This is a genomic window from Paenibacillus sp. FSL R7-0313 (genome assembly GCF_037969885.1).
In the GTDB taxonomy this organism is placed as follows: domain Bacteria; phylum Bacillota; class Bacilli; order Paenibacillales; family Paenibacillaceae; genus Paenibacillus.
Window position 1 is genome coordinate 2,998,317 of the sequence record NZ_CP150219.1, and the last position, 18,525, is coordinate 3,016,841.

Consider the following 18,525-nt stretch of genomic DNA (forward strand, 5'->3'; position numbering starts at 1 on the left):
GAAAAAAGGGCGTTCCTCAAGTGAATAGGAACGCCCTTCGATTGTGGAGAAACCTACCGTTATTCAGGTATCTCTCCATGTTATTCTGTATTTAACTTAAACTACACCTTGAGCGATCATGGAATCCGCTACCTTGAGGAAACCGGCGATATTCGCTCCGGCTACGAGGTTGCCTTCACAGCCATACTCTTCAGCAGCTTCTACACAACTGGTGTAGATGTTCTTCATGATGTCATGCAGCTTGGCGTCTACTTCTTCAAATGACCAGGACAACCGCATGCTGTTCTGTGACATTTCAAGAGCAGACACGGCTACACCGCCGGCATTAGCCGCTTTGGCTGGACCGAACAGCACACCTGCGCCGTGGAAGACGTCAATGGCAGCCAGGGTGGAAGGCATATTTGCGCCTTCGCCAATGGCCTTCACGCCACCTTTAACCAGCAGGGCAGCAGCTTCTTCATCGATCTCGTTTTGCGTTGCACATGGAAGAGCAATATCACAAGGAATAGACCAGATGCCTTCACAGCCTTCGGTATATGTAGCATGCGGATGTTCTTTGATGTATTCGCTGATGCGAAGACGATCAACCTCTTTCAGACGTTTCACGGTATCCAGGTTGATGCCTTGTGGATCGTGTATGTAGCCACCTGAGTCACTACACGCCACGACTGTAGCTCCAAGCTCCTGTGCCTTCTGAATGGCATAGATGGACACATTACCAGAGCCAGAGACAACGACTGTGCTGTCTTGGAAGCTAAGCCCCTTGGATTGTAACATCTCCTTAACGAAGTACACACAGCCGAAGCCAGTCGCTTCCTTACGTGCCAAGCTTCCTCCGTACAGCAGTCCTTTACCTGTCAATACGCCTGCTTCATGCCCGCCATGGATACGTTTGTATTGACCGAACATGTAACCGATTTCCCTTGCGCCTACACCAATGTCACCTGCCGGTACATCCGTATCGGAACCGATATATTTGTACAGCTCTGTCATGAAGCTTTGCGTGAAACGCATAACTTCCAGATCCGATTTTCCTTTGGGATCGAAGTCAGAACCGCCTTTACCACCGCCAATGGGCAGACCGGTCAACGCATTTTTGAAGATCTGTTCAAAACCAAGGAACTTGATGATGCCCGAGTATACAGAAGGGTGGAAGCGAAGTCCGCCTTTGTAAGGACCAATGGCACTGTTGAATTGCACCCGGAATCCACGGTTAACCTGAACTTTGCCCTGATCATCTACCCATGGGACACGGAATGTGATTACACGTTCGGGCTCAACAAGCTGTTCCAGCAGACTATGGTTCCTGTATTTGGGATGTGCTTCAATCACAGGAATAAGGGAATCCAGAATTTCTTTGACAGCTTGATGGAACTCGTCTTCATGCGGATTTCTGGCGACAACCGACTCATAAACGGCATGAACATATTCTGCGGCAGTAACTTGAACGGACTCTGTAGTTTCTTTTGTTATCGTGGACACTTTTTCAATGCACTCCTTTATTGTGTTAAAGTCTTCAGATGCTTATTTGCATAAATTGAATAAAAGTTTGTAGTTAAATATACAGTAAAGCAAATAAAAATACGAGATAAAAAACCATAAAATGTTTTTTATGCAGTAATTAAAATGTTCTATGGATCTACCACATGATGTGAAGAATTCAGTTATTAAATGGAAGATATGACCACATATGATAATAAAACAGCAAGTTAGACGAATATACTGGATTAAAATATTAGTTTTGGTAAGATGGTAAGAAGGTCTCGTATCCCGGGGTCTTTTAACAATCAGAAGGAGGACAACAAGATGATGAAGAGAAACATGCCAATCAACATGGAGAACAAGGCTTGTATAGGGGGTGAAATCTATTATGAACCATAGGACTTCCCGCCATAATTGCAGAGAGAAGCTGGTGAGCCAGCTATTTACATTCGGTGAAGAGAAAAGAACATTTCTCGACGCCTATTTCGACGTGCGTGATCCAGAGCGGATACAATTGGAAAAACAACTGTCGGCATATACGGAGTTTGTGGAAAAACTGCTTCTGGGCCCTGATGAAGATCTGGACTCGGCTGTATTGATCGGCAGTCATATTGATTTTGAATATCTCGATTTTCATACGTCAGATTCGTTCATGATTGTCATGCCAGAAGATACGGACCCAGATGAGGGTCGGATTTCTTTTCTCTCTCCCGTAGGGAGTCAATTACTGCTTGGCAGTAAAGGGGAAGTTAGGTCTGTTCATACACCATCAGGTTCCATGAGGATACGCATTACGGGGATTGAGCTGAGAAGCGAAACCTTGAACGGGTCGGCCTTAGGGGGTGCAGATCATGCACTTTAAAGAGACAGACTTACCAGGGATCGGACGTAAATACTGGCTGCATACCCGTAGTGGTGAGCACTTGGTCATTGTGATTCATAACGACGAGCGTCGTGACCTGTTCCATATGGAGGCAGGGGATACGCCTGAAGAGGTGGGGGATATGGTATCTCTTGTCACCTTGGACGATGATGAAGCCCGGGCGGTAGCCGCCATCGTTGGTGGTATGACCTATAAACCGAAGTTCCAGGATGAGCGTGAAGTGATGCTTGAAGGATTGTTAATCGAATGGTTACGAATTGAACCCCACGCAGCAAGCGTAGGCATGACGATTGGTGAACTGGACATCCGTCAGGCTACGGGCGCTGTTATTCTTGCTGTTGTGACCAAGGATAAGGAGAAGCATTTTAATCCAGGCCCGGATTATGCTTTTACCGCTGGAGCTACCATTGTAGTTGCTGGTGAACGGAATCAGATCAAACAGCTCAAACAATTGTTGACTGATGGACGGACTTAGCCTATGGATATGCTCATATTTGAAGTGGGAATTGCCGTTGCGCTGATTACACTTACTGGGCTGATATCTTCACGATTACGATTTTCGGTCATTCCTTTCTATATTTTGATTGGTATGGCTGTTGGACCACATGCACCACAGATCGGCATAGTGGATTTACGTTTTATCGAAAGTTCGACCTTTATTGAATTTATGGGCAGGCTTGGCATTTTGTTTTTGCTATTTTACCTGGGGCTGGAGTTCTCGGTTTCCCGTCTATTAAAGTCTGGTAAAGCCATTCTGACCGGAGGCATGTTCTACGTAGGGCTTAATTTTGTCTCTGGATTACTGTTGGGGTGGTTCATGGATCTGCCCCTTCAGGAGACTCTCGTTGTCTGTGGGATCATGACCAGCTCTTCTACAGCCATTGTAGCTAAAGTGCTCGTTGATCTGAAACGCACAGCAAACCCTGAAACAGAGATTATTATGGGCATGATCATGTTTGATGATTTATTCATCGCGATTCATATCTCCATCCTGACCGGGCTTGTGCTCAGCGGGGCAACTTCCTTCTTAAGTGTTCTGCTGGTATCGCTGTCTGCCCTGCTGTTTATTGTGCTGTTCCTGATTATTGGCAGGAAAAGCATCAAATATATTGATAAAGCACTGAATATCAAGTCATCAGAGTTGTTCCTGCTTACCGTCATGACACTGCTCTTCCTGGTGGCTGGTTTCTCGGAGACACTGCATGTAGCAGAAGCCATTGGAGCATTGATGATGGGTCTTGTGCTGGGCGAATCAAGACATGTCAGTCGGATTGAACATCAGATCATGCCTTTCAAAGATTTTTTTGGTGCAATTTTCTTCTTCAGTTTTGGCCTAACCATCGAGCCGTCTTCACTTGGCGGAGCTGTTGGCATGACGATTATTGCTGTTATTCTGACGATCGCCAGTAACTATGGTGCAGGTATGATCGCTGGCAGACTGGCTGGAATGAGCCCTAAGGCCTCGTTGAATGTGGGCTTTACCCTGGTCTCGCGGGGCGAATTCTCCATTATCATGGCGAACATCGGCAAGGCGGGAGGGCTCATGGCATCCATCCAATCGTTTGCCGTGTTGTATGTGTTAATTCTGGCTGTGCTGGGGCCTATCCTGACAAAAGAATCTCCGCGGATCTATGCTCAGTATGCGCGGCTAAGGAAGCGGATGAAACGAAGGGAAACGGGTTGAGTCAAATGCTGACTGTCCTTGGACAGACCGGGTATTCTGACCGTAGTGTTTAATAGGCGTCACACCATTCGGAGAGCGAAATTACTCCGGGGTGTGACGTTTTTTTATTACTGGGAACCCATCCAATACAGGCTTGTTATTATATCAATTTCACCAAATTATGGTATGTATCCATATCTTGTGCGTGGTCGTGAATGTTCAAGTCCACGGGCAGGACTATAGTTGTGATTTGGTAGAGAGGGATTGAAAATAAACAGTTATTATGTAAAATAATGTTATATTCAAATCTAGCAGTTGAATGGATATTTTACACGAGAACGGACGAGGAGGAATAGCTCATGAACAAGAAAAGTAGATTTCAACGGTTAAAATGGGCCGGTACAGGGATGTTGCTCAGTCTCGTATTATTTGCTCTACCAGCATCTGCTGCATGGAACGATACATATCAGGGTTACGCGACGTATACAGGCTCAGGCTACTCGGGAGGTGCGGCGTTGCTTGATCCCATCCCGGCGGACATGAAAATTACTGCACTTAATCCGTTCCAACTCAATTATAACGGTGTCAAAGCCGCTTTAGCGGGAGCCTATCTCGAGGTGCAGGGTCCTAAAGGCAAAACAACCGTCTATGTAACAGACCTCTATCCAGAGGGCGCCAGCGGAGCGCTGGATCTCTCACCGAATGCCTTTAATCTGATTGGTGACCCAAAGGCAGGCAAAATCAATATCAGTTGGAAAGTGGTCAAAGCCCCAATTCAAGGCAACGTCTCCTATCGGATCAAGGAAGGCAGCAGTCAGTGGTGGGCAGCCATTCAGGTTCGTAATCACAAATATCCGGTGCTGAAGTTCGAAGTGAAACAGAAGGATGGTACGTGGCTCAATCTTGAAAAGCAAGACTATAATCATTTCCTCGGAACTGGACTGGGCAAAGAAAAACTAAACGTTCGTATTACCGATATTCGCGGTCAGATATTAAATGACACGATCCCGGCTCTGCCTAATGATGGGTCAGGCGGTGCATATATCGTACCGGGCAATGTACAGTTTCCCGATTGACAGATATACGGAAGGTGTTATAAAAAGAAGTATGGTCATAGACGTATTCTTAACGAAAAGTCGTACACTGTACGGCTTTTTTTTGTATACGAAAAGAGGAGAATGTACCGTATGAAAAAAAGTTTGCCTTCATATCAGACAACACATCCCTATTGGAAACAGTATCAGGGCTTTTTCCCGGAAGAAGTGAGGTTAGGAGAGCATACAGCTCCTGAGGAAGAATGGTGGGAGTCAAATGGGGTTCATCTGCATATCGATCGCTTGCCTGCACCGGAGTCTTCAATCAAGATTCTGTTCATTCATGGTGCGGGGGGTAATGGCAGGTTGCTCGCTCCGTATGCCCGCATGTTGCAGCGACATGGATACGAGGTGGTATCGCCAGATCTTCCGCCGTATGGGTTAAGTTACGCAATGTTTGGTACACGTATTAACTACGAACTTTGGATAGAGCTGCTTGTGTCACTCATCGAACGGGAACACAAAAAAGATGGCAAGCCAATCGTTGTATTGGGAAGTAGCATCGGAGGTATGCTTGCCTATCACACCAGTGCACGCAGCAAGCGTGTTAAGGGTTTGATCGCAACTACATTTGTAGACACGAGTAATCCGGAAATGCGTGACCAGCTTGCACCGAATCGTCTGGTAAGCCGGGCGGGAAAACGGATGATGGATTTGTTCCCAGGTCTGCTGGATCATGTACGTATTTCGGTCAAGCAGGTATCCCGAATGCAACTGATTACCAATAACAAGGACTTAACCCGGCTTATCATGAATGATCCACAAGCGGCAGATACACGTATTCCGTTGGAATTATTAAGAACATTCCTTAATAAAAAACCGGAGGTAAGTCCGGAACAGTTCAGCCAGTGTCCGGTTCTGTTGGTTCACCCTGAACTGGACCCCATGACACCGATCAGGTTCAGCCAATCTTTTTTTGATCGTCTGGTGGTCGATAAGGAATGCATCATTTTGGAGGGTGCGGGCCATTTTCCTATAGAGCAGCCAGGACTGAACCAGTTGGAGGTAGCGGTACTACGATTTTTACAACAAATTTAATGATGACCACAGGCCAGGCTACTACACTGCTTCGCATAAGATAGTTTACATATCCTAAGTACGGAAAACACCTCCCATTAAGGGAGGTGAATTTGAATGTTTTTGATATGAATTGCACTACCGCCAACCTGAATCTGTGTAATTTCATTGGAACTGTCCAAAGTTAATCTGGCTCGGATCTCGGAGGGACGGTTCATGGTGTACCCTTGTCTGATCGTATACGTGTGATGATGAGGATCTGTAAGCTGGTTGTAATGATATAAATAACAGAGCATGGCACCATTGGATGTGCCCGTCGCGCTCTCTTCCGGTATATCATAAAGCGGTGCAAAATTACGGCATTCTGCCAGGACGTCCTCAGCATCTGATTCGAGTGTAAACACGTGATAACCTATGGCATGATGAGTCTTGCTTATTTCAGCGATACGCTGGAAGTCAGGATCGATTTTGGTTAGAACATCAACATTTTTAACAGCTATCATGATATCGGGTAACCCGGTAGACACAATCTGTACAGGTAGTTCGGAATGTAAATCCTCCATAGAAATGCGTAATGAGTCGGCAATCTGCTGACGGTCCACGATCTCCCCAAACTCCGGCAATGTCTGTGACAGATAGACTTCTCCATTGACTTCGATAACGACTTTAAGAATTCCCGCCAGTGTCTCCAATGTGTATGTACCAACATCAACGAGCTGCTGTGTCTTCATTAGATAAAATAAAGCAATCGTGGCATGCCCACAGAGATCGACCTCATCACTTGGAGTGAAGAAACGCACTTTGAAATCAGCCTGATCCGATGGCATTACAAATGCAGTCTCTGAAAACCCGACTTGTCGGGCAACCTCCTGCATCTGGGATTCAGACAAATGCGTAGCTTGTAAAACAACACCTGCGGGGTTTCCGCCAAGAGCCTTGTCCGAAAATGCATGTAATGTACTTACTTCAACTTCCATATCGTTACCTCGCTTGTTCAAGTATTGGATTCAGTATTGGATTAAGATTTAACATAATCGATAATCGACATTATATCACGATTGTTGAACTGGATCGTGAATCCCAGATTGCTATGATTTTTGGAATGAATAGGTCAAGTGACCGCGGGAAAAGGGTAATGAAAGGAGAGAGAGCATAACGTTAATCCAATGGAAAGGCTGGGATCTCTAATGAAAGCAATTGTGATTGAGGAATTTGGTGGAGCGGAACAATTGAAGGAACAAGAAGTAGCCAAGCCAGCGTGTGGAGTCAATCAGGTGCTGATCCGAACACATGCCACGTCGGTTAATCCGGTGGATTTCAAAATCAGACAAGGTTATATGAAAGAAGCAGCGGAGAATTTTCCCTTGATTCTGGGCGGCGATGTTGCGGGTACTGTGGCTGAAGCAGGCTCGAATGTCACGCGGTTCAGAGAAGGAGATCGGGTATTTGCACGTCCGCGTCAATTCGGAACCTATGCAGAATATGTTGCCGTCGATGCAGACATTATTGCCCGTATACCGGAGAAATTAAGCTTTGAGGAAGCAGCAGCTATCCCGCTGGCTGCGATGACGGCTTGGCAGGCCCTAGTGGATCATGGACGTTTAGCCAAAGGGCAGAAGGTACTCATCCATGCTGGTGCAGGTGGTGTGGGAACGTATGCCATTCAGATCGCCAAGTCCCTCGGCGCTGAAGTGGCTTCCACGGCAAGTGAATCAAACGAAGCGTTGCTTCGTTCGTTGGGTGTGGATCATTTTATCAACTATAAAAAAGAAGATTTCTCGGAGATTCTCTCCGGTTATGATGTTGTACTGGACACCATGGGCGGTGATATTCAGCGCGACAGCTTCAAGGTGTTGAAGTCCGGCGGGCATCTGGTATCCTTGGTGGTACAACCGGATGAGAAACTTGCCAAGGAAGCTGGAGTAACGGCCAATGTCTTCATGATGGAGCCCAAAGGGGATCAACTGGATCAGTTGGCTGAACTGGCTGCGGAAGGCAAGCTCAAATCGGTTATTGATGGAACGCACCCGCTAACTCAACAGGGAGTAAGGGAAGCACATGAGAAGAGTGAAACCCATCATACCCGCGGGAAACTGGTTATTCAGGTGCAATAGAATTCATTAACTCGTAGAAGTATTTGGACTCATGAGTCTGATATAGATTGTACCAGGCCTGTAAGGTTTCTGGTGCAAAGACATTCAACAGCTTCAACACATGCATCGTAAATTCTAACGGAGCTATTCCAGATGCAGTAACTAGATTTCCATCGGTTACTGCAGGCTCCGTTACATAATAGGTTTCTCCAGTATAATCTGGGCATATCATCTTCAAGTAATCTAAATCATTGCTTGTGTGCTGTATGGAGTCCAGTAACCCCCTCTTTGCTAGTCCAACCGTGGCACCACAAATTGCCGCAATAACCGTACCTTTTTCTATAGCATCAGTCACTTTTTTTAATAAAGGATCATGGATGGTGTCCATCCAGGTATTTCCTCCAGGAAGAATGATGACATCGTTACCTTTCAATGTACATTCATCAATAGAAATATGGGGGAGGATGTTCAATCCGCCCATGGTAGTTACCGGATGTTTATCCACGCCTACGGTTACGACCTGTAAAGGCTTGATCTCTTTCCTGAAATACCTTCCCGAGTTCAATTCAGCAGTTAGATATCCTACCTCCCAGTCTGACATCGTATCAAATACATATAGATATACGTTCTTCGTTTGCATCATGCATGCTCCTTTTGTTTTCATGATTGAATGGATTACTCTTGTATTATAAATAAACTTCACTGACAACTACGGTCAGTGAAGTTTTAAAATTTGAAATTTATAGCCCTAAGAACCAATATAGGGACTGCTCCCCAATTGCAGTGGAATAAGATATAATAGGAGAAATTTATTCCATTTTGTGCATGAGGTGATAAGGATGTCCAACGAACTCATTCAAGCCATTCAATTGTTAAAAGAAAAGAAATGGGTAGATCTGACCCATACGTTTGGACCGGGCTCTCCGCATTTTTCAGCTTTTGAGGCAGCACAGTTCGATACCCTGTTTGATCACGATCAAGGTTTCTTTGCTCAGAGCTTCAAGTTCCCGGGTCAATACGGGACACATCTGGATGCCCCGATTCACTTCGTTCGGGATACCCGGTATCTGGATGAACTAGGTTTGAAGGAGCTGGTATTGCCACTTGTGGTCATTGACCAGTCCGCCGAAGTAGAGAACAATCCGGATTTCACACTGGATGTGGAGCATATTCTTGCATTTGAAAGAGAGCATGGCGTGATTGAAGCTGGAAGCTTCGTAGCCTTACGTACCGATTGGAGCAAACGCTGGCCTAACCATGAAGCATTTGATAACAAGGATGCGGAGGGCAACAGTCATGCGCCTGGATGGTCCGTTAGTGCACTTATGTTTTTATTTGAGGAGAGAAAAGTACAAGCCATTGGGCATGAAACCTTTGACACGGATTCAGCCATAGATTATCAGAAGAATGGAGCACTTCTGGCAGAATATTATGTACTTGCCCAGAATACATACCAGGTCGAGCTGTTAACAAACCTGGATCAGGTGCCGGCTAAAGGCGCTGTTATTTTCAACATTGTACCCAAAGCGGAGAAAGCTTCTGGTTTTCCAGTCCGGTCTTTTGCCATTCTGCCGTAAAACGTCGTAGATCAAAAGCTGAAATAGATAAATAAGGCACAGAACTCAGAATGATACTCAAGTAGACAGCCGGCTAAATAGTCGGCTGTTTTTCAGCTAATGGGCAGGTTAGCGCAATAGATCAACCATTTTAGTTGACTGTAAAAAGTTGGATTAGTATGATTGCTATGGAATAGAAAAATCTTGAAAGTAGGGCTTTCGTATGTCACCAGGCATTCATTTTATTAAATTTAGGCAACAGCGAGTTAGGCCATAATTTAATCTTTATTACTAAGGAGAACTAATGGACCCAAAAATAAAATTATTGTTCTTGGACGAACATGCTGCAGAAGGCGCCGCGCGTTATGGGGTCAGCCAAGAGGAACTCACTTTCATTGGAGGTTTTCAAAACTTTATATATTCCTATAATCGCAATGAATTGAAATATATTCTCCGTTTCACTCCGAGCACTCTTCGCACGGCGGAAGGACTTGTAGCAGAAATGGATTGGATTCATTATCTTTCAGAGAGTGGTATAGCAGTGTCAGAACCGATTTCTTCAATTAATGGAGAGTATTGTGAACTAGTTCGAGGAAATAAAATGGATTTTTACGTAACCTCCTTTAAACATGCACCAGGCCGTAAAATCGGATATCCAGAATGTCTAGGCAATTCTATACTTTATGAAAAGTGTGGACGTATAACGGGCAAACTTCATGAATTAGCGAAGCTTTACAACCCTACGATTTCCAAAAGGCACACTTGGGAGTTTAATGAATACCTCTTACGAGCCGAGGATTATTTGCCGTCAGAACTTCAACCAATCCTTGTTGCTCTTGAGGAACTTAAAGTACAATTGGCGAGTCTGCCTGTTAATGCAGATAATTTTGGTTTGATCCACGGAGATATTAATGTGGGAAACTTCACGATCAATGAAGCTGGGGGATTAACACTCTTTGACTTCGACGAGTGCCAGTACAGTTGGTATGTCGAGGATATTGCTATCCAGCTGTATTACTTGCTATATGTATTCGGAGAAGATTCGAATTTCGAACGAAAGAACCAGTATGAACTTTTCATAAAGTACTTCGAGCTAGGCTATATAGAGGATGGTCGACAAATGCCAGACAACTGGAAGGATTTGTTGAAGCTATTCCTTAGACTTCGCGAAATCATCGTGGTTGTCGGTATGCATCGGAGCTGGGATTTAAGCAAACCAGATGATTGGACCCGCGATTTCTTGCAAGATAGTATAATGAGGATTACTAAAGGTATCTCGTTGATCGATGAGTTTTGAACGACTAAATGGAGGATACTCATTGGGCTAACGGGGAACGTTAACTCAATGAAACAAAGAAAGCAGCCGATCATTGTGATTGGATGCTTAGTTTAACAAGGTACTTAAATTGGTCGAACTGGGCGGTTATGTACAAGTGTGAAGAAGTGATCAGCTAGTGGAGTTGGCAATGAGCTCAAGCTCGGTTATAACTTCATCCAGCGGCTTCCTGGTATCAATCTCAACAGTAGCTCCAGCACGTAAGAGAGGCTCAACACTAGCGACGTTTTGTTTAATTTCTTCACGTTGATCGACAGTTTTTCCATAATCGTTCGTCTTACGGGAAGCTATACGTTCAAGGATTACTTCGAGGGAGGCACTTAACAACACTACTGCATCAAACATTGGGTAAAACTTCCCCTGATTTGATACACAACCCGAAATGAATAAAGTACCTTCGCTATGTTCAGTGAGCAGCTCATCAATTCGATTCTCGTTCCATAACCACCCAGAACCATCCACATTCTCACTCCAACCATCATAATCGGTGTCGATAACTCTATGCCCTCTATGAGCAAGTTCGCCCAGAACCGTTGATTTACCTGTACCTGACATTCCTGTCACCAGAATTATCGCCTTCTTTTTTGATATTGAGCCCGAAGTATTTGTCATATTTTCACCCCTTTATAAGAAAGTCAGGTAAGTTAGCTTATCAGGGACCAAGTCCAGCTAGTATGTGACCTATTGGAAGCATAATGTCTATTATGGCAAACTTATGGATTAACTCACAACTAACTAATCTAAATAATTTACTTATGTAAATAGCAAGGGAGGCGTATTCCGCCTCCTTTTTATGTTGTTACTTTTGATCCGAGTGAGGATCTTGATTAAATCTTTGAGAGATTTTTTTCTCTGTTTTCTTACGCCGTATCCAGCGCTTGAGTAAGCCTTCTTCTTTGCGTTCTTGCAGTGTTTCCTTCAAACCTTGAATCATAAATTCCGATCTTCGTCTGTCATCCCGACTAATCTCGCGTAATTCCTTAATAAATTTGTCGTCCATATCTGCCTCTCGCTTATTCAGGATAATTTCATTATACCGAACGTACGTTCTTTTATCAAGTTTTTCCATTACGAATGATTTTCGAGATCAATATAGTGAAAAGAAGCACAGGAACAATACGTGGCATGTGTGAGAATGGTATTAGAGGGTTTAAGCATAATCCTCCATATATGAAGTTGAGAAACGAGGGAACGGAAGGAGCAATTCATGATGAAGCAGCGTATAGGCAGATCGTGGTTACTCATTTTGATGCATGGAATGCTGGGGATTGGGGCGATTGTTGGAGGCGTCATTTTAATCATGGATCCATCCGGAAGTATGGTGAATTTGCCCGCATCTTTGTTGGGGAATTCCCCGTTTTCCAGTTTTTTGTTCCCGGGGATCATCCTATTGCTAGTTCTTGGCGTTATGCCTACAATGATTGCTATTTCGCTCATTCGCTACGTTCATTGGGGGATGGGTGAGAGACTGAATCTCTATCCTGACCGCTACTGGGCTTGGACTTTTTCCTTGTACACGGGGTTTGCTCTCATCATCTGGATTATGGCGCAGGTGTACTGGATTCAGGATGTCTCTATTATTCACTTGGTCTATTTTGCATGGGGAGTGGGTATTCAAGTTGTGACCTTATTGCCTGCTGTACAGCGAACCTATTCAAAATAAACTGCTTGTATATTGAACAAACGGCTGCCGACAGAATCGTTGAATGATTCTGTCGGCAGCTATTTTTATGGGCATCGAGATGATATGTGTTGTTGTAGTAATATTATCCACTTGTTTCTTGGACTGAAAAGGAATCGGATAATCATATTGACAAAGAACTATTATCCTCGCATACTTAAGATATAAACTTTATAAAGTATATTTATTAACTAGAGGAATAGTCACATGTGGTAAGTATCGCAAAATCGTAATCCGCATGGAACAGGGAGGTAAGTATAGATGGTATACGTTATTATGGCAGTTGTAATTTGGGCAGGTACCTATGCCAGTATGGTCTTGTCAAAGCAACCAATTGAAGTGAAACCTGTGAAGTCAATGGATGATTTGTTTGAGTGAACAAAGAAGCTCTGCCGATTTCAATCCATTGCCAGCACGATGGAACTCATGTGTTCGAGTAAGGCATTATGTTATGATATGGGGTGAAATGACATCCATACCATTGCTTTGGCTCAATTGAACCAGAGTAGAAACGAGAGGGTTATGAAAAAAGCCAACGCTACAATGATGAAATACATCAATTTGAATAATGTGCGTGAAGTCATGCAGCAGATTGAGACGGCGACCAAACCGCAATTAGCTTCACTAACCAATCTTAGTGTTGTTACCATTAATGCGCTGATTCAGGAATTATGTGATGGCGGAGAGTTGTTCCAAGATAAAGTGGTTCCCTCTAACGGCGGTCGTCCTGCTCAGGCATATCGATATAATTATAACTTTAAGCTTGCTTTGGTTCTTTACATCAAAGAGATGAAAGGCCAGGAATTGATTTCGGCAACGGTCATGAATCTGGAGAATAAGGTTGTGCTGAAGGAAGAGAGCATCTTGCCTGCTTTTGATAAACAGCATATGCTGCAACTTATTGCGCGTTTCATTACGGAGTATCCTTCCATTGATATGATCGGCATTGGTATTCCGGGGCAAGCCGTAGATGGGGACATCACGGTGAGCAGCCATGAAGAGCTTATTCACTCACATCTGATACGGGAGATCGAGAGCGAGTTCCAACTGAACGTTCTCGTGGAGAATGATGTTAATGCAGCGATTAGCGGATACTGTACACAGCATGCGGATATGAAGGAACAGAGTGTAGCGGGAATTTATTTTCCGAACCGATACCCGCCGGGTATGGGCATGATGTTGAATGGACAGATGATCCGGGGGAAAAACGGGATGTTTGGTGAGATCAAGTATCTTCCATATTCACCTGATTGGAAACGCGACATGAGCAAAGATGATTTTGTAGTGCAGGTATGTCATATTCTGCAAACGATTAATGCCGTCGTTGCCCCGCACCAGATTGTCATTTATCAGGAGCGTGTGGAGAGAGGAGAACTGGATTTGGCGTGGAAACAGTACGGGAAGCATCATCCCATGCCATCATTGCCGGAGATTGTACATCAGGACTCGTTTCAACATGATTTTGATGCTGGGTTACGAGGAATGGTGCTTCAGGCGTTGAAGTCAGGCATTCTATCAGAAGCCCTATAACTCCACAGGCCATGTCTGTGGCTTTTATTTGATAAGCTAACTCTTGTAGAGGAGGATTCATGATGCGTGAAGAAGAGAGAATCATGCAGGGCATGTTGTTTAGTCCAAGTGATCCGGAATTAAAGAGCATCAAAAAACAGGCCCATAATCTCAGTCAGCGTTACAGTCAGACCTTTGAAGAACAGACTGAGGAAAGGAATCAGATATTGCAAGAGCTACTGGGGCAGATCGGTGAAGGTGGATTTATGCAAGGCCCCATCTTCTTTCATTATGGTGTGCATACCCGGATAGGCGATCACTTCTTCGGTAATTACAATCTGACGATACAAGACGATGCACAAGTGACAATCGGGGATTATACCAGTTTTGGACCCAACGTTACGATTGTTACCCCCATTCACCCCATGATTGCCAGCGAGCGGAGACAGATGGTGGACCAGAACGGTGATGTGAAATCACTATGTTATGCCAAACCTGTCACGATTGGTAACGATGTATGGATCTCGGCAAACGTCACAGTGTGCGGGGGCGTAACCATTGGAGACGGATGTGTCATTGGAGCAGGGAGTGTCGTGACTCGTGATATTCCACCACATTCATTTGCAGCAGGCGTACCGTGCAAAGTTATTCGCAAAATTACTGATGCGGACAGCATGCGAAATTATCCCGATGTTCTGGCAGATTGCCGTGTGCTGGAAGAATAACAAAAGGCTGTCACCAGGATCGGTAGATGATCCAGTGACAGCCTTTTTGGTATTCGTTTACTTGGAGGCGTTGTAGTTACTCAAGAATTCTTTTACTTTTGCAGGATCAGCTTTTAATTCATTCCCGGTCTGAACGAGCGGGCTTACTGTAGAGTATGCTTTGAGTTTGTTGTTCTTGTAGAAACTCAAAATTTCATCCTGATTAATGGAGTAAAGCACTGCTTTTCTCAAGTCGCTGCTCTTGGCAACATCACGATTGGCTGTGTTAAACAAGAGATAAGAAACGGCGTTACTTGGAATGCTTTGCAGTTTCAGCTTGCTGTCATTTTCGATGATGTCATACTTGGTTTCAGGTACACCGTAGTATAAGTGGATTTCACTGCTGCGAAGAGCAGAGAGGGCGCTGTCTGCATCCGCGATGAACCGGACATTGACCTGAGCAATTTTTGGTGCATATTCAGTGCCTTTGCGGTATCCCGGATTTTGCAAGAATACAGCTTCATAGTCATTTTTATAAGACAAAATATAAGGTCCGCTAGTATAAAGGGTGTTATTGTATGCTGCGCCTTCAGTCACCGTGTTCTGATCACCGTAAGGAATATCTTTGTTGACGTCAAAGGAAGCTACATCATATGTGTTGATGCTCTCCACCTGTTTTTTGGACACGATACCCGCAGATTGGTGAGCCAGGTAGTTCAGTACTTGCGGGAAAGGTTCAGTTGTTGTCAGTTTAACGACCTGATATTTACCTGCACTATTATCTGCTTTGGTTTTGTCAGTCACAAGTTCGGTAATTTTGCTGCCCAGTCCTTGTTCCAATGCTTCGAGGATTGTGCCGTTGCCACTGGATTGTTTAACGTTTTGCAATGCACTCAGATCCGTTACAACCTCAGCTTCTTTGATGTGTTCATGCAGACTGTATGTCCGGTGATCCGGAACGGAATCTTTGTTTTTAGCACGATCCAGGGAGAAGATCACATCATCTGCACCGACACGTTCTCCTGTATCTACAGCTTTTTTGTTATCAATCTTCGCAAAGTTGATATCGTCTCTGAGAATGAAGTAGTAGTCCGAATTACCTTCAGCAATACTGAAATTATGGGACAGTGATCCTTCTGCTGTCAGCTGATCGTCATCTGTCAGGTTAACGAGACGTACATACATATTGGTGTTCAACTGGTTGATGGAACCGTCGTTTCCTTTGATCGGATCAAGGGAAGTCAGTACGGATGCACTTTGCGTCAGAATCAACGGATCTTTGGCATTTTTGGAGCTGTCCTTGAACTCAATCGGTTCCCAAGCCATGGCGCGGGATTTGGAGAGACGAACGGTGTCGACATTCAGAATGTCTTTGTTCACAGCCTGACTTTTCAGGGAAATGTACAGAGGAGCGATATACGCCTGATCCGTTACCAAGCGATCTTCCAATTGTTTGTACGTGTCTTTGTACTCATCTGGAGTTTGAGTAGCTGCCTGATCGATGAGTTTATCAAGTTCCGCATCTGCAAGGATACTGTAATCTCCACCTGTTTTGAAAAGGGAACGTACCGCATAATCGGGATTTCCCGTTACCGTTGTCCAGCTGGACAAGGCAATGTCATAATTCCCTGCATCCTGCTGAGATTTGAAGCTGCCGTAATCCGGCTGCAGGTTCAGCTTCACATTGAAGCCGTTTTTGGTCAGTTGGTCGCGGACAATGTTTACATCATTTTCGGAAGAACTCATGGCGAGCAGTTCAATGTCAGCCGGTTTTTGTGCAGTTTCTGTTGTATCCGCTGGTGCGGTCTCCGCCTGGGATTCGGTTTTTGTTTTTACACTGCAGCCGGAAATCACAATGACGAGAATTAATAGCAATGAGATCAGTGTACGTTTTTTCATGGGATTACCCTCCATATCTTGAATGTGTGATGTGTGAATTCTTTTTTTCTATATCATTCATTTCAACAAATCATTTAGGCCTTTTCCAGCTTGGGATCAAGCGCATCACGCAGACCGTCACCGAGGAAGTTAAACGAAAGGACCAGCAGAATAATAGCCAAGCCTGGATAAATCGCCAGATAAGAGTGGGTCTCCAGGTATGTACTGCCGAGCTTCAGAATGTTACCCCATTCCGGAATATGCGGCTCCACGCCGAGTCCCAGATAACTCAAGCTGCTGGTAGCGATAACAGCTCCACCAATCGTGAGTGTGGACTTGATAATCATGGGCGCAAGGGAGTTGGGAATAATGTGTTTGAAAATAATTGTACGATTGTTGTACCCCAGTGCACGTGCAGCTTCCACAAATTCAAAAGTGGATACATAGAGCACACTGGCTCTCATCGTACGGGCGTAAGTTGGAATTGAACCCAGACTCAGCGCCAGAATGAGATTGACCGTATTGGCTCCAAACGCCGCAATAATGGCAATGGCGAGCAGAATTCCCGGAATGGCATAGAGAATATCCAGCAGCCGCATGATGATGTTATCCGTATGCCTTCCGTAGAAGCCGGAGAATGCTCCGAGGACTCCGCCGATCAATACAGGAATGATCGTCGACATGCAACCTACGATCAAGGAGATCCGGGCACCAAATACAATCCGGGAAAATAAACATCGTCCGAAGTCGTCCGTTCCCAAGGGATACGCAAGGGAAGGCGGTTGAAGCAGAGCCGAGTAGTTATTTTCCACAGCCATGCTGTAGTCAAAGGTGAAGAAACTGCAGATCGATATCGAGAACAGAAAAATGATAAAAAACAAACCGGACATGGCAGTCATATTCGGAGCAAGGCGCTCCCACAGATCGTTCCAGAAGTTTGATTTTTGTTTCCCCTGTCTGCGAATGCGTCCAATGATGGAAATGCCGAGCAATAGTGCAAATACATTACCAGTGATCGAGGTCAGAATCAGTATTACACTGACACCGATCATCCAGCGAGGGAGGATAGAGGTCGCGTTATATCGGGATACGATAATCAGTACGACCAGGTCGATGATCAGAATAAATATGAGCACCGCCATGGCTGGCAGAAAGTGATCAGCCACATAGGGTTTGAAAACATTTAACGCGGATACACCGATGACGAACAGCTGAGTTAACAGCATATACACCGCAAAGGTATACTCCACATTCCTCGCTTTTCGAATCAGATGAAAGGCTGCCGTTACGATAAATATATTGCCTGAAATGATGGCAAGTAGCTGAACCCAAGCTAACCTGCGAGTTAGAACAGAGACCGTACCTGTACGGATCAAGTCTTTTCGAATCCGAAGGGTGATGACACTTTGGACCAGTGTGAAGAATACATAGATCCCAAGTATCGTTAGCAGAAATGGTTTGAACGTCTGTCCGCTCCAGTCATAACTGTTGAACAGCAACAAGGCAGTCAAGAGAAGGGACGTGATCCAGGCGAAGCTTGCCTGACTGTATTCTCGAGAAGACTTAAGCCGGAAACGCATTTCTTGTGTTAAGGACGAGTTTGTCATAATACACCTGCTTTAAGAGGTA

At 44.7% G+C, this 18,525-nt stretch carries 18 protein-coding genes; 11 read left to right on the forward strand and 7 right to left on the reverse strand.

Annotated elements, in window-relative coordinates; translation table 11 throughout:
- Positions 1-96 precede the first annotated feature (96 nt).
- Positions 97-1,482 carry an NADP-specific glutamate dehydrogenase gene (gene gdhA / locus NSQ38_RS13190; protein WP_339789812.1) on the reverse strand — a complete coding sequence of 462 codons (1,386 nt, stop codon included), beginning with the start codon at positions 1,480-1,482 and terminating at the stop codon, positions 97-99.
- 388 nt (positions 1,483-1,870) lie between these two features.
- On the opposite strand from gdhA, the gene NSQ38_RS13195 reads away from it, so the two are divergent.
- The 5 genes from NSQ38_RS13195 to NSQ38_RS13215 all read left to right on the forward strand — a co-directional run bounded on the left by NSQ38_RS13195 (position 1,871) and on the right by NSQ38_RS13215 (position 6,160).
- Positions 1,871-2,344 (forward strand): GreA/GreB family elongation factor, encoded by a 474-nt coding sequence (locus NSQ38_RS13195; RefSeq protein ID WP_339789814.1) that lies wholly within the window; start codon positions 1,871-1,873, stop codon positions 2,342-2,344.
- The gene (locus tag NSQ38_RS13200) at positions 2,334-2,840 is read left to right on the forward strand and encodes a cation:proton antiporter regulatory subunit (protein WP_339789817.1); all 507 of its coding nucleotides are present in this window, start codon (positions 2,334-2,336) and stop codon (positions 2,838-2,840) included. The genes NSQ38_RS13195 and NSQ38_RS13200 overlap by 11 nt, the downstream gene beginning before the upstream one ends.
- A gap of 3 nt (positions 2,841-2,843) precedes the next feature.
- Positions 2,844-4,049 (forward strand): cation:proton antiporter, encoded by a 1,206-nt coding sequence (locus NSQ38_RS13205; RefSeq protein WP_127550026.1) that lies wholly within the window; start codon positions 2,844-2,846, stop codon positions 4,047-4,049.
- Positions 4,050-4,387: 338 nt separating this feature from the next.
- On the forward strand, positions 4,388-5,104 hold the full coding sequence (locus tag NSQ38_RS13210; protein ID WP_339789820.1) for an expansin EXLX1 family cellulose-binding protein: 717 nt from the start codon (positions 4,388-4,390) through the stop codon (positions 5,102-5,104).
- A 111-nt stretch (positions 5,105-5,215) separates the two neighbouring features.
- Positions 5,216-6,160 (forward strand): alpha/beta hydrolase, encoded by a 945-nt coding sequence (locus NSQ38_RS13215; RefSeq protein ID WP_339789823.1) that lies wholly within the window; start codon positions 5,216-5,218, stop codon positions 6,158-6,160.
- 77 nt (positions 6,161-6,237) lie between these two features.
- Here the strand turns inward: NSQ38_RS13215 and NSQ38_RS13220 are convergent, their stop codons facing one another.
- Positions 6,238-7,116 (reverse strand): PhzF family phenazine biosynthesis protein, encoded by an 879-nt coding sequence (locus tag NSQ38_RS13220; protein ID WP_339789826.1) that lies wholly within the window; start codon positions 7,114-7,116, stop codon positions 6,238-6,240.
- 210 nt (positions 7,117-7,326) lie between these two features.
- Between NSQ38_RS13220 and NSQ38_RS13225 the strand changes: the two genes are divergently transcribed.
- Positions 7,327-8,253 carry an NADP-dependent oxidoreductase gene (locus NSQ38_RS13225; protein ID WP_339789829.1) on the forward strand — a complete coding sequence of 309 codons (927 nt, stop codon included), beginning with the start codon at positions 7,327-7,329 and terminating at the stop codon, positions 8,251-8,253.
- Here NSQ38_RS13225 and NSQ38_RS13230 read toward each other — a convergent pair.
- Positions 8,237-8,872: a type 1 glutamine amidotransferase family protein gene (locus tag NSQ38_RS13230; RefSeq protein ID WP_339790525.1), complete on the reverse strand. Its 636-nt coding sequence runs from the start codon at positions 8,870-8,872 to the stop codon at positions 8,237-8,239. The genes NSQ38_RS13225 and NSQ38_RS13230 overlap by 17 nt on opposite strands.
- Before the next feature lie 199 nt (positions 8,873-9,071).
- On the opposite strand from NSQ38_RS13230, the gene NSQ38_RS13235 reads away from it, so the two are divergent.
- Together NSQ38_RS13235 and NSQ38_RS13240 are read left to right on the forward strand one after the other, a co-directional pair.
- A complete protein-coding gene (locus tag NSQ38_RS13235; RefSeq protein WP_339789832.1) occupies positions 9,072-9,809 on the forward strand; it encodes a cyclase family protein in 738 nt (245 codons plus the stop codon).
- A gap of 283 nt (positions 9,810-10,092) precedes the next feature.
- Positions 10,093-11,085 carry a phosphotransferase gene (locus NSQ38_RS13240; RefSeq protein ID WP_339789834.1) on the forward strand — a complete coding sequence of 331 codons (993 nt, stop codon included), beginning with the start codon at positions 10,093-10,095 and terminating at the stop codon, positions 11,083-11,085.
- Between the two features lie 150 nt (positions 11,086-11,235).
- On the opposite strand, the gene NSQ38_RS13245 is transcribed toward NSQ38_RS13240, so the two are convergent.
- Complete coding sequence (locus NSQ38_RS13245; RefSeq protein ID WP_339789837.1) at positions 11,236-11,736, reverse strand: AAA family ATPase; 501 nt, start codon at positions 11,734-11,736, stop codon at positions 11,236-11,238.
- A gap of 187 nt (positions 11,737-11,923) precedes the next feature.
- The gene (locus tag NSQ38_RS13250; RefSeq protein WP_308599677.1) at positions 11,924-12,193 is read right to left on the reverse strand and encodes a hypothetical protein; all 270 of its coding nucleotides are present in this window, start codon (positions 12,191-12,193) and stop codon (positions 11,924-11,926) included.
- A 138-nt stretch (positions 12,194-12,331) separates the two neighbouring features.
- Here NSQ38_RS13250 and NSQ38_RS13255 point away from each other — a divergent pair, with 138 nt between their 5' ends.
- The 3 genes from NSQ38_RS13255 (at position 12,332) to NSQ38_RS13265 (ending at position 15,039) form a co-directional block, all read left to right on the forward strand.
- Positions 12,332-12,787, forward strand: coding sequence for a hypothetical protein (locus tag NSQ38_RS13255; RefSeq protein WP_339789840.1), 456 nt, complete (start codon positions 12,332-12,334; stop codon positions 12,785-12,787).
- A 540-nt stretch (positions 12,788-13,327) separates the two neighbouring features.
- Positions 13,328-14,335: an ROK family protein gene (locus tag NSQ38_RS13260; RefSeq protein WP_339789843.1), complete on the forward strand. Its 1,008-nt coding sequence runs from the start codon at positions 13,328-13,330 to the stop codon at positions 14,333-14,335.
- Positions 14,336-14,394: 59 nt separating this feature from the next.
- Positions 14,395-15,039: a sugar O-acetyltransferase gene (locus tag NSQ38_RS13265; protein ID WP_339789846.1), complete on the forward strand. Its 645-nt coding sequence runs from the start codon at positions 14,395-14,397 to the stop codon at positions 15,037-15,039.
- Between the two features lie 57 nt (positions 15,040-15,096).
- Here NSQ38_RS13265 and NSQ38_RS13270 read toward each other — a convergent pair whose 3' ends face one another.
- Positions 15,097-16,917 (reverse strand): ABC transporter substrate-binding protein, encoded by a 1,821-nt coding sequence (locus tag NSQ38_RS13270; protein WP_339789849.1) that lies wholly within the window; start codon positions 16,915-16,917, stop codon positions 15,097-15,099.
- Between the two features lie 74 nt (positions 16,918-16,991).
- On the reverse strand, positions 16,992-18,503 hold the full coding sequence (locus NSQ38_RS13275; protein ID WP_339789852.1) for an ABC transporter permease: 1,512 nt from the start codon (positions 18,501-18,503) through the stop codon (positions 16,992-16,994).
- Between the last annotated feature and the right edge of the window lie 22 nt (positions 18,504-18,525).